Source organism: Acinetobacter rathckeae, assembly GCF_015627125.1.
Classification (GTDB): Bacteria; Pseudomonadota; Gammaproteobacteria; order Pseudomonadales; family Moraxellaceae; genus Acinetobacter; species Acinetobacter rathckeae.
On sequence record NZ_VTDO01000003.1, the window covers coordinates 74713 to 87084 of the forward strand.

Genomic DNA, 12372 nt, shown 5'->3' on the forward strand with positions numbered 1-12372 from the left:
TAATGCCCCAAATTCTCTTTACGTTATTTCTATGCAACTGTCTGACTTTAACTTTGACCTGCCCGATGAACTGATTGCACGTTATCCTCTTCCTGAACGCAGTGCCTCACGTCTTCTACATATTGATAAAACAGGTCAATACCATGACCATCAGTTTACAGACATCATAGACCTGCTAAACGAAGGCGATCTTTTAGTGCTTAATGACACCAAAGTCATGAAAGCACGCTTAAAAGGCAAACGTGCCACAGGTGGGTCAATTGAAATCTTAGTAGAGCGTATGCAAGACCGCTACATTGCACACTGCCATATTAAGTCAAGCAACTCACCTAAAGCAGGTGCAAGCCTATTTATTGGAGATGATCTTGTAGAGGTCACCGTTCAAGGTCGGCATGAAAATTTATATATCGTCGAGTTCTCTCAACCTATTTTAGATGTGCTAGATCGTTACGGCAAACTACCTATTCCGCCTTACTTTAACCGTGAAGCAGAAGATATAGACACCGAGCGTTATCAAACAGTATTTAATGACCCAACTAAACTTGCTAGCGTGGCTGCACCGACTGCCAGCCTACACTTTGATGAGCAACTGCTAGAAAAGCTCAAACAAAAAGGCATTACAACGGCTTTCGTCACCCTACACGTGGGTGCAGGGACATTTTTACCTGTACGTACAGACAATATTGAAAACCATATCATGCATAGCGAATGGTGTGACGTACCTCAAAGCACCGTCGCGCAGATTCAGGCCGTCAAAGCCCGAGGTAATAAAGTCATTTCAGTCGGTACAACAGCCACACGTGCCATTGAAAGTGCAGCCCAAGCTCATCAAGGTCAATTGGCCGCATGGACTGGCGACACACAAATTTTTATTTATCCAGGTTATCAGTTTTGTGTGGTTGACCGTCTCATCACAAACTTTCACCTCCCTGAGTCAACATTACTGATGCTCGTTTCAGCGCTCTCAAACAGAGACAATATTTTAAATGCCTATCAACATGCGGTTGCAGAAAAATACCGTTTCTTTAGCTACGGTGATGCCATGCTGATTGATCAATACCAAGCACCATAAAATGTATCTATTAAAACCCTAGCTTCATACAAAAACCTTTAATAAAAGGTAGCATCGTTGTAGAGAATCTAGGAAAATAGCCACCTTACCCAAAATGGCAAATGCCCAATATCAGCGAACTGTTTTTTCGCCTTGATTCGGATGAAATATGAAATTTGAAAAACTAGGTCAATCCGGCCGTGCCCGCCGTGGTCGTTTAACCTTAGAACACGGTGTAGTTGAAACGCCCATTTTTATGCCTGTTGGTACTTACGGTACAGTCAAAGGCATGTTGCCACGTGACATCGAAGAGATTGAAGCCCAAATTATTTTAGGCAATACCTTTCATTTATACTTACGCCCAGGCCTAGAAGTGATTAAAGAACATGGTGGCTTGCATGAGTTCATGAAATGGAACAAACCTATTTTAACCGATTCAGGTGGCTTCCAAGTGTTCAGCTTAGGGGCAATGCGTAAAATTAAAGAAGAAGGTGTAACCTTCCGCTCACCCATTGACGGCTCAAAAGTGTTTTTGTCACCTGAAATTTCTATGGAAATTCAGCAAACACTGAACTCAGATATTGTGATGATCTTTGATGAGTGTACACCATACCCTGCCACACATGAGCAAGCACAGCAGTCTTTACAACTCAGCTTACGTTGGGCAAAACGTTGTAAAACAGCACATACCGAAAACAAAAACCCAAATGCATTATTCGGTATTATTCAAGGCGGTATGTACGAAGACCTACGTGATGAATCACTCAAAGGCTTGTTAGATATCGACTTTGATGGTTATGCCATTGGTGGCCTTTCGGTTGGTGAACCTAAAGAGGAAATGATCAAAGTACTGGATTATTTACCTGCAAAAATGCCTGAAGATAAACCACGTTACTTAATGGGCGTGGGTAAACCTGAAGATATTGTGGAAGCTGTACGCCGTGGTGTAGACATGTTTGACTGCGTGATGCCAACCCGTAATGCCCGCAACGGCCACTACTTTGTCACAGATGGCTTAGTCCGAATTCGTAACAGTAAGTATCGTCATGATCAAAGCCCTTTAGATCCACACTGTGACTGTTATACTTGTAAGAACTTTACCCGTGCATATTTATATCATTTGGAAAAATGTGGTGAAATGCTCGGTTCAATGTTAGGTACAATTCATAATTTACGTTATTACTTACGCCTAACTGAAGCAATACGCAATGCACTTGATGAAGGTACTTTTGATGCGTTTGTGACAGATTTCTACACTCGTCGTGGATTAGAAGTCCCTCCTTGCCCTGCTGAGTAATATGCCTGTGCATTTGCGCTTAGAGGCAAGACAAGGTACATTGCATATTGAAAAGGTATTTTGTTTTTAGTTCGATTATTTAGGAAACTCAAATGAGTCTGTTTATTTCTACAGCTTATGCTGCTGAAGGTGCTGCCCAACAACCAAGCATGATTGCAAATGTTGGTATGATTGTTGTTTTTGTTGCTATTTTCTACTTCCTGATTTGGCGTCCTCAATCTAAACGTGCTAAAGAACACCGTACCCTCATTGAAAGCCTAGGTGTAGACAGTGAAGTGGTATTTGCAGGTGGCCTAATGGGTCGTATTAAAAAAATTGAAGGCGACTACGCTGTTGTTGAAATGAGCCGTGGTGTAGAAGTAAAAATTCAACGTTCAAGCGTTGTTTCTGTATTACCTGAAGGTACTTTAGAGAGCCTTTAATTGTTTCTATCTAAGTCGTGCAATTGCACGACTTTCTCATATTAAGAAGATAAGAAATGCGTTACCCAGCATGGAAATATTTACTCATCATTGTTGTTTTAGTGATTAGTACATTGTATGCACTGCCAAGTTTGTACCCAGATGAACCTGCCGTGCAGATCTCGGGAGCTAAGGCTGGCACGAGCATCGACCAATCTGTTTTACAAAAAGCAGAGCAAATTCTCAAAAGCCAAAACATTCAAAGTCACGACAACAGCTTTACCAATAATGCTGCTTTACTTCGTGTCAATAACACGAGCGTGCAATTACAAGCACAAGATGCTTTACGCCGTGGTTTAGGCGATAACTACGTTGTGGCATTGAACCTTGCACCAACCACTCCAACATGGCTACAAAAAATTGGTGCAAAACCAATGAAACTCGGCCTAGATTTACGTGGTGGTGTACACTTCTTACTTGAAGTGGATATGGATAAAGCCATTGCACAACGTATGGATACCTCAACAACAGATATCCGCCGTCAATTCCGTGATAATAATATTAAGTTTAATAGCTTAACACTCAATAATAACGCCATTACGATTGCTTTTGCAGACAATGCTGACCGTGACAATGCTATGGGCTTCTTACGACGCAATGGCAATGAATACACACAGCAAGCACTTGCAACAGATACAGGCCCGACACTTCGTTTAACCTACACCGATGCACGTAAACAAGAAATTCAGTCTTATGCAGTCAACCAAAACCTCACGACTCTACGTAACCGTATTAATGAGTTAGGTGTGGCTGAGGCAGTTGTACAAACTGAAGGGAGCAACCGTATTGTAGTTGAACTTCCGGGTGTACAAGATACTGCAGAAGCAAAACGTGTATTAGGTCGTACTGCAAACTTAGAGTTTCGACTTGTTGCTAACCAAAATGATCAATTTATTAGCCCATACACAGGCAAATATAATGATCAGCCACTCCCAGCAGGCACAGAAGTTTTTGCTTATCAATCTTTAGATAGCGGTCGTCAACTTTTACTACAACGTAACCGTATCTTAACAGGTGAACGTGTACAAAATGCTTCGTCTGGCTTAAGTCAAGATTCTGGCGGTGCAGAAGTGAACATCACACTAGATAGTGCGGGTGGTAAACTGATGTCTGATGCTACTCGTAGTGCTGTTGGTAAACGTATGGCTGTATTGTTTATTGAAAATAAACAAAAAATTAGCTATGTGACAGACCCTACAACAGGTGCTCAAACAGAAGTTCGCACCCCGTATACAGAATCAGTGGTGATTAATGCGGCAACAATTCAGCAAACGCTAGGTTCACAGTTTAGAATTACTGGTCTAAGCTCACCACAAGATGCTGCTGAACTTGCACTTATGTTACGTTCTGGGGCACTTGCTGCACCAATGTACTTTGTAGAAGAGCGTGTTGTTGGCCCAAGCTTAGGCCAAGAAAATATTGATAAAGGTATTTTATCTACTCAAGTGGGCTTTATTTTAGTCGCCATTTGGATGGTGGTATTCTTCCGTGTCTTTGGTTTAATTGCCAACTTTGCATTGGTATTTAACCTTGCAATGATTTTAACCGTCATGTCATGGTTAGGTGCATCATTAACCCTACCGGGTATTGCAGGTATTGTCATTACCATTGGTATGGCTGTCGATGCAAACGTACTGATTTGTGAACGTATACGAGAAGAAATGCAATGGGGTTCATCGCCTAAACAAGCGATTGTTGCAGGTTATGACCGTGCCTATAATACTATTTTCGACTCGAACCTTACGACGTTCATTGTGGCATTTATTCTATTTGCCATTGGTACAGGTCCAATCAAAGGCTTTGCGGTTACACTCATGATTGGTATTATTTGCTCAATGTTCACTGCAATTACTGTGACTCGTGCCATCGTACAACTGATTTACGGTAAGCGCCGTAACTTACAAAAGTTGAGTATCTAAGGAGATTATGATGACCAAAGCGACTCAACCTGAAAAACAGTACAGTACGTCAGAAAGTGAACGCATTATTCCGTTTATGAAAATTGCGAAACCTGCTGCGATTATTTCAATATTAATCACGCTTGCCAGCTTATTTTTCATTGGTTATAAAGGGCTTAACCTTGGTCTAGACTTTACTGGTGGTATTGCTGCAGAAGTGACCTATCAAAAAGCGGTAGAGCCTGAGCAACTGATACAAACATTGGAAAGTGCTGGTTTTAAACATACCGTTGTACAAACCTTAGGGAGTAATACAGACCTGCTGGTGCGTATGCCTGTACAAGAGATTAAAGTTGAAGACTTAAACAACACATTGTCTAAAGCAGTGCAGCTACCAAACAATACGGGGACTTTACACAAAGTAGACTCGGTTGGTGGTCAGGTAGGAAATGAGCTATACCTTCGCTCAGCAGGTGCTGTCGCACTTGCCCTCCTATTAATGCTGATTTATGTCACCATTCGATTTGAGTTTAAAATTGCAATGGGTGCGATTTTGTCATTATTCCATGACATCATTGCAATTTTAGGCATATTTGCGCTGATGCAGTGGCCATTTGACTTAACCGTTTTGGCTGCAGTACTGGCTGTGATTGGTTTTTCTTTAAACGATAATATTGTCGTTTCTGACCGTATTCGTGAAAACTTCCGAAAAATTCGTGGAGCAACACCAACAGAAGTGATTAATAGTGCGTTAACAGAAACCCTCAGACGTACATTCCATACCTCTATGACACTAACTCTTGTGGTTGTGGCTATGATGATCTTGGGTGGTGATGGCCTGCATTGGTTCTCTGTAGCCATGTTTGTGGGTATTTTTGTAGGTACTTATTCTTCAATTTATATTGGAACAGCATTTGCACTATGGCGTGGTATTAACCGTCAAGATTTCCTTGTGCAAGTTAAACCAGAGTTTGAAGAAGAGCACCATAATATTCCTTAAGCTTACTACTTTGAATCAAGCAGATGCGCTCTATACATAGGGCGCATTTTTTATACTAGTTACTTCAATACTTTATATCCACTGAATCTCAAACTTTTTATCACTTGCAACTGTAAGCATAGACTCTTCTAACTTTAAACTTTGATAATAAAAGCGACCTATTTTTTCATGATCAACAATCCCTTCTAAATTTTCAGGGTGTGCTTGAGTATTTAAAGTTTTTAAATTTAACCGAATACCTAAACTATGGGCTTTAAGTACAGCCTCTTTAATTGTCCATACTTGAAACCAAAAGGTGCGATCTTCACCAAGTTTTTTCCACATTAAAAGTTCTTCTTCATGAAAACAGTGTTCGGCCAACGCCTTCATGCGCACATTTCTAGAAAAATCTTCAATATCGACACCTACATTCAATACACTTTGACTATATGCCAAAGCATAGTATCTCTGACTATGTGAATGGTTAAAACTCATTTGTGAACTGATAGGCTTACCAAACGTATTGATTTCTATTTTTAATGGCTGTGTGAGTTGTTGTTGTAATTGCTTATTGCGATAGTCTTGTAACTGCATACGTTGCTGAGTATTTAGGCGAAGGTTTCCTGTATCCTCTATACAAAGAATATCGGTAATTTTCTTATACATTAAATAAATCATTGTTTATATATAAACCCATTTAGCTCATACCGATCATTCATTTGAGAATGCCTCACCTATCTTGAAAAATAGCGACTTAAAAAAACGTATGCTCATAACAAATACATTGTTATGAGCATAATGATATTGCAACAAGTACAGATACTATTTTTATGTAACACGCTTCAGTGAAATTAAGTAGCTCCCTTTGATGAATAACACTCACTTCACCTACACGTTATAGCGTTAAAATTAATATCTCAATTCATCTAGAAAGAAATTAATATTTTACAATATCACCTTTCAAAGCAACACCAGCAACGGCCATGCCTTTATGGCAATCATAAGTCGTTGTACTTTTCACTTCATGAGATTTATAATAGCTCACAATGTTTGTCACAGCATTACCACCACGTTGTTTAGCCACATCTTGTAATTGAATCAGTGCTGAACGTAACACCCAATCACATGACTCTTCAGCAGACTTCGCAAAACCATTGGTTTTTTTATTGGTGATGATGTCTTTTTGAAGAACTTTTCCACCTGACTTTGTATCTGCCAAATAAAACTTGACTGTACCGTCCAACGTACCATCAGAAACAGCTTTTTGTACTGCATCATTAAAATTTAACTGATGTATTTTATCTGCAGCTTGAACCGTTGTCACACCAGCAAGCATACATATGCTCAATAATACTTTTTTAATCATGATGATCCCCTGTTGTAAAAATAATAGACGTATTAATTCCGCCAAATGCAAAATTATTCGTGATTACAGTTTTTGCTTTAATATCACGTGGTTGATCCACGATATAGTCAAGTTTACCACAGTTGGTATCAACTGTTTTTAGATTCAGCGTTGGCATAAACTGTTGACGCTGTAACATTTCAATACTCAGCCATGCTTCTATCGCACCACATGCACCAAGTGTATGGCCAAAATAACTTTTTAATGAGCTAATCGGTTTATAACCCAATACTGATTGCGTAGCTTGCGTTTCTGCAATATCACCATGATCTGTTGCTGTACCATGTGCATTAACATAATCTATATCTTCTGCACTCAGATCAGCTGACTTTAACGCCAACTGCATGCATCTCGCCATACTGTCTTGATCTGGGCGTGTCACATGTGTTCCATCGCTATTACTACCGTAACCCATAACTTCTGCGTAAATATGTGCACCACGTGCAATAGCATGCTCTCGCTCTTCCAAGATTAAACAGCCTGCACCTTCACCAACAACAAGACCGTCACGATCTGCATCAAAAGGGCTTGGTGACAATGACGGTGTATCGTTCATCATACTGGTTGCCAGTAACACATCAAATACGCCTGCACTTGGTGCACTTAGCTCCTCTGCACCACCAGCAAGCATGACTGTTTGCTTACCATACCTAATGGCTTCAAAGGCTTGGCCGATCGACATCGAGCCCGATGTACATGCACTTGATGTCGGTAAAGATAAGCCTTTAATCCCAAAATAAACGCTCATATTGACTAAGCTAGTATGTGCCATCATACGAATGTACGTTGTGGCATTCATCTTGTCCATGGTCTGATCAAGGATCATGCTTCCCATTTCACACACAGCATCTACACTGCCTGCAGATGAGCCAAAAGCGATACCTGTTTCACCACTTTGAAGAATTGGATGGTCTAGTAACTGTGCATCTGCCAATGCTTTTTCAGCACTAATCACCGACATTAAGGCAACTCGTCCCATGCCTCGCATCACTTTACGGGTAAAATGCTTTGGCACTGTAAAATGATCGACAGGTCCTGCTAAACGTGTACGTAAATCGGGATAGATCTCCCACTCGTTCATGTAGCGAATGCCATTTTTGCAAGCTTCCATCTGTTTAAAGATATCATCTGCATTTTCGCCCAAAGAAGTAATACCCGACATGCCAGTAACAACAACTCGCTTCACTAGACCATACCTCCATTTACAGAGATCACTTGCCGAGTAATATAAGAGGCTTCATCTGAACAAAGGAATTTAACTAAACTTGCCACTTCATCAACTTGCCCCATGCGTTGCATTGGGATCATTTTCATAGCGTGTTCTTTGACTTCCTCTGTAATCATATCTGTTTCTATGAGGCCTGGTGCGACACAGTTCACGGTAATTTTACGTTTGGCCAGTTCCAATGAAAGGGCTTTGGTTGCACCAATTAAACCTGCTTTGGCTGCACTATAGTTGACTTGGCCTCGATTACCAGCAATTCCAGAAACAGATGACAATGTCACAATACGGCCACCTTTTCTAAGGTGAATCATAGGCATAATCAATGGTTTAATAATGTTATAAAATCCATTGAGTGATGTAGAAACCACTTCATCCCAATCGTTATCTTCTAACATTGGAAAAGCAGCATCTCTTGCCAAACCAGCATTCAGCACAATGCCGTAAAATGCCCCATACTTTTCTACATCTTGCTCCAACACCTGCTTACATAGCACCCGATCATTCACATCAAACATCAGTACATGACTTTCTTGGCCCAACTGCTGAATATGCTGTGTAACCTGATCTGCATCTGCTTGGCTTGAACGAGCATGCACCGTCACATCAAAACCTGCGCTGGCAAGTTGTAAAGCAATAGCTCGTCCTATGCCTCGGCTTGAACCTGTCACTAAAATACGTTTTTTCATTTAACTCATTCCTTCTTCGGGTTCGTACACACTCAGCAGTGCGGAAATCTTATGGTCTTCATACTCTATTTCACACAAAAATTGCCCCAAACCCTCATGTGAGTATTCACGCTGAGCATGAATCTTTAATGTTTTTCCTAAAGTAAAATAAGCCATCGGCAAGACCATTCTCCGAGTACCTAACAAATACCCAATTCTTGGCGCACGCTCAGACTTACTCCCCTGAAAACCAGCATACGCACTAATGGTTTGTGCCATAATTTCTATGCTAACCCATGTAGGTAAACCTTCTTCTTGAACAAACATCAGCTCAGAGGTAATCTCTAATGATGCTTCTATACTGTTCTCAGTGACTGTAGTCACGGTATCTATAAAGACCATTGGTTTTTGGTGTGGAATATAATCTATTGCATTCATGATTTAGATATCCCAAAAACAAGACTCACATTGCTACCACCAAATGCAAATGAATTACTCATCACATAACATATCGGTTTATTCATCTTATAATCTCGCACATAATTCTGATCTTTTAATTGCATGTCTATTTCACCTGACTGATGTAAAGGAAGCCACGATTGATCTAATAAAATGCGATAACAAATATATGCTTCGAGTGCACTCGCCGCACCTAAGCAATGCCCTGTTTTATGCTTAGTACTACTTAGAGCCACATTGTTTTCTCCAAACACTTGGCGAACAGCGTGAATCTCCATGGCATCATTTTGTGGTGTAGCAGTACCGTGTAGGTTAAGATAATCAATACAAGATGGTGAAATTGCAGCAGCATCTAAAGCTCTACACATAGCTGATTGTGCACCTATGCCTTCAGGGTGTGGTGCTGAAATATGCCATGCATCCATAGACTCCCCATGCCCCATGAGCATAACTGGAGCAACGTCTTTCGTGAGTAGAAATAAACTGGCTGCTTCACCAATATTAATTCCATCACGGCGTTGACCACAGGGCTGACACTGTTGACTAGACAGACTTTCTAAGCTATTAAAACCATTGAGTGTTAACTGGCATAGTGTATCTACTCCACCAACCAACACCGCATCAGCAAGCCCAGCTTCAATTAAACGCTGTCCTGCGGCAAATGCTTTTCCACTCGATGAACATGCTGTAGAAATGGTATACGCAATCCCTGTCCAGCCCAAGTGTGCTTGTAGCCCTCTCGCTAAGCAACCCATCTCTTGTTTCTTATATGACACAGCAACATTTTTCTGCTCAAAATATTGTTTAAGAACAGGTTCATTGTCAGCAATACCTGATGTTGATGTACCAACAATGACCGCAAGACGGTTTTGATCTATATTTTTAATATGAGCATCTACACGATCTTTGATTTTTTCAAGCGCAGTCAATGCTAAACGAAAATTTCGTGAATCAATCGCCTTCATGGCTGTTGGTAATTCAGCACTATACAAATCACCCTGATATGCACCCACCTGCACCGTCTGATCTGCAAGCAGATCAGACCTTAAAGTCAGTGTATTTTCAGATGAAGTTAATGCCGCTTTTACATCATCACCCAAACTTGATAAGCCTATACCACACGCTATACCCACTGCGACCATTTTATTTTAATCCTTCAGGTATTTGACTAAATACAATGCTATAAGGTACTTGTACATTGTGAAGTACCACTTGCTGTGGTTGGATATCAATATTTAAAACACGTACGTTGTTAATATCAATATACTTTTTAGATTGTTCAAAGGTAACATTACTATTTTGTGATTGAAAATTAGAATAAGTGGCGAACAAAATATCTCTCACTAAAAAATCAAATGGTAGTAAACGCATAGCATCTATACGTTGTTGAACATAAACCTGTTTACCATCGAACGTGAGCTGAAAAAGTGGTTGCCCTGTTAAGCTTAAACCCAACATTGACAGTACACCTGCCTTTTGTTCTTGATACAGCAATAGGCTAAACGTGGTCTTTTTCCATTGCATTTCCAACATGTCTTGACGCTGATAATGTGGCTCAATCTGCCAAGCGATTGACTTAAGACCTTGTACTTTCGGTGCTTGGCAAGCCATACAGAGTATAGCCAACCCAACAATCAACAATACTTTAAGACAATGCATGCTCTTCTTCACTTTCACCTTCTCGACAATATTCAGCAATCGCACTTAAACGGCGTTTTGCATTGCTATGGATTGGGTTTTTGGTATCCCATGCATAGCCTGCCAACAAAGACGAAATCATGTTCTGGATTTGAATATTCTTTTTCTGATATGTAGAAAAAACAACATCTTGAAATTCCCCCGTATACCATGCTTCTACATATGCACGAAAGACATCAATGCCTTGACGCAAAGGTTTTTCATATTCCTCAAACCAGTCTACGGTCTCGCCCTGTAACACTCTTTCGACCAATGGCACAGCTAAACTTGCAGACTTTAAGGCAATCGTCACGCCTGATGAAAATACTGGGTCTAAAAACTCACCTGCATTGCCTAACAGTGCATAGTTATGCTGTGCAAGGTGCTTCACATCTGCCGCATAGCCAACCAACGTACGTACAGGTATATCAAATTTTGCATGCTTTAATACCCCAGACAATGCAGGGTCGTCTGCTAAAATACGTTTCAATAACGCTTCAGGGGTACTGTCTTCAAAACCATACTTATCAAAAAAATCTTGCTCTGCAACCACACCAAATGATGAACGGCCATCAGCAAATGGAATGGTCCAATACCATGCTCTATGGTCTTTTTCATGTACAGTAATTAAGATTTTCTCTCGATCAAAAGCCTGATCTACAATGCCATCTTCAACATGTGTAAACAGCGCACGGCGTACAGGAAAATTAGAAGGGCTTTCTAAATCTAAAAGTTTTGGTAAAACACGCCCAAAACCACTGGCATCCAATAAAAATTTAGCCTGTATTTGATACGTTTCTTGTTGTTCAGTCTGAATCGTTAATATAGGGTGTGTAGATTCTACATCTACATTTAACACTTCATGACCAAAGCGAATGTCTGCACCTAAGGCTTGTGCACCTTGGGCTAAAAGGTGATCAAAATTCGCTCTTCTGACTTGCCATGTTGTACCCGGCCCTGCGGTAAACTTTTCTCTAAAATCATAAAAACTGGTTTGTTTCCCTCTCAGAAAACTCGCTCCATTTTTATATTGGAAAGCAAATTTATCAACATTTTCACGTACAATATCGAGCAAGCCCGCTTCTTCCAAAAATACCATAGACTGTGGTAATAATGATTCACCAATACTAAAGCGTGGAAAATGTTGACGCTCTAAAATTGTTACAGCATAGCCTTTTTTACGTAATAAAGCCGCTGCAGAACTTCCAGAAGGCCCCGCCCCAATAATAATAATGTCTGTTTGTTCAATCATGTA

The 12372-nt window shown here is 40.5% G+C and carries 13 protein-coding genes; 5 read left to right on the forward strand and 8 right to left on the reverse strand.

Going from position 1 to position 12372, the window contains the following annotated elements:
• Positions 1-31: 31 nt before the first annotated feature.
• The 5 genes from queA to secF all read left to right on the forward strand — a co-directional run bounded on the left by queA (position 32) and on the right by secF (position 5707).
• Complete coding sequence (gene queA, locus I2F31_RS05960) at positions 32-1072, forward strand: tRNA preQ1(34) S-adenosylmethionine ribosyltransferase-isomerase QueA (protein WP_195769378.1); 1041 nt, start codon at positions 32-34, stop codon at positions 1070-1072.
• Positions 1073-1220: 148 nt separating this feature from the next.
• The gene (gene tgt / locus I2F31_RS05965) at positions 1221-2348 is read left to right on the forward strand and encodes a tRNA guanosine(34) transglycosylase Tgt (RefSeq protein ID WP_195769379.1); all 1128 of its coding nucleotides are present in this window, start codon (positions 1221-1223) and stop codon (positions 2346-2348) included.
• A 92-nt stretch (positions 2349-2440) separates the two neighbouring features.
• A complete protein-coding gene (gene yajC, locus I2F31_RS05970; protein ID WP_195769380.1) occupies positions 2441-2770 on the forward strand; it encodes a preprotein translocase subunit YajC in 330 nt (109 codons plus the stop codon).
• Between the two features lie 56 nt (positions 2771-2826).
• Positions 2827-4728 (forward strand): protein translocase subunit SecD, encoded by a 1902-nt coding sequence (secD, locus tag I2F31_RS05975; RefSeq protein ID WP_195769381.1) that lies wholly within the window; start codon positions 2827-2829, stop codon positions 4726-4728.
• A 7-nt stretch (positions 4729-4735) separates the two neighbouring features.
• The gene (gene secF / locus I2F31_RS05980) at positions 4736-5707 is read left to right on the forward strand and encodes a protein translocase subunit SecF (protein ID WP_195769382.1); all 972 of its coding nucleotides are present in this window, start codon (positions 4736-4738) and stop codon (positions 5705-5707) included.
• 72 nt (positions 5708-5779) lie between these two features.
• On the opposite strand, the gene I2F31_RS05985 is transcribed toward secF, so the two are convergent.
• From I2F31_RS05985 to I2F31_RS06020, 8 genes are all read right to left on the reverse strand, one after another.
• The gene (locus I2F31_RS05985; protein WP_228285128.1) at positions 5780-6352 is read right to left on the reverse strand and encodes a 4'-phosphopantetheinyl transferase family protein; all 573 of its coding nucleotides are present in this window, start codon (positions 6350-6352) and stop codon (positions 5780-5782) included.
• 271 nt (positions 6353-6623) lie between these two features.
• Entirely contained in the window at positions 6624-7052 is a 429-nt protein-coding gene (locus I2F31_RS05990; RefSeq protein ID WP_195769384.1) for an excinuclease, read from the reverse strand.
• Positions 7045-8277, reverse strand: coding sequence for a beta-ketoacyl-ACP synthase (locus I2F31_RS05995; RefSeq protein ID WP_195769385.1), 1233 nt, complete (start codon positions 8275-8277; stop codon positions 7045-7047). The genes I2F31_RS05990 and I2F31_RS05995 overlap by 8 nt, the downstream gene beginning before the upstream one ends.
• Positions 8277-9002, reverse strand: a complete 726-nt coding sequence (locus I2F31_RS06000; RefSeq protein ID WP_195769386.1) for a 3-ketoacyl-ACP reductase FabG2 — start codon at positions 9000-9002, stop codon at positions 8277-8279. Before I2F31_RS06000 ends, I2F31_RS05995 begins: the two co-directional genes overlap by 1 nt.
• Positions 9003-9419: an ApeP family dehydratase gene (locus tag I2F31_RS06005; RefSeq protein WP_195773633.1), complete on the reverse strand. Its 417-nt coding sequence runs from the start codon at positions 9417-9419 to the stop codon at positions 9003-9005.
• Entirely contained in the window at positions 9416-10582 is a 1167-nt protein-coding gene (locus tag I2F31_RS06010; RefSeq protein ID WP_195769388.1) for a beta-ketoacyl-ACP synthase, read from the reverse strand. Before I2F31_RS06010 ends, I2F31_RS06005 begins: the two co-directional genes overlap by 4 nt.
• Before the next feature lies 1 nt (position 10583).
• Positions 10584-11099, reverse strand: coding sequence for a DUF3261 domain-containing protein (locus I2F31_RS06015; protein ID WP_195769389.1), 516 nt, complete (start codon positions 11097-11099; stop codon positions 10584-10586).
• The gene (locus I2F31_RS06020) at positions 11086-12369 is read right to left on the reverse strand and encodes an NAD(P)/FAD-dependent oxidoreductase (RefSeq protein ID WP_195769390.1); all 1284 of its coding nucleotides are present in this window, start codon (positions 12367-12369) and stop codon (positions 11086-11088) included. Before I2F31_RS06020 ends, I2F31_RS06015 begins: the two co-directional genes overlap by 14 nt.
• Positions 12370-12372 lie beyond the last annotated feature (3 nt).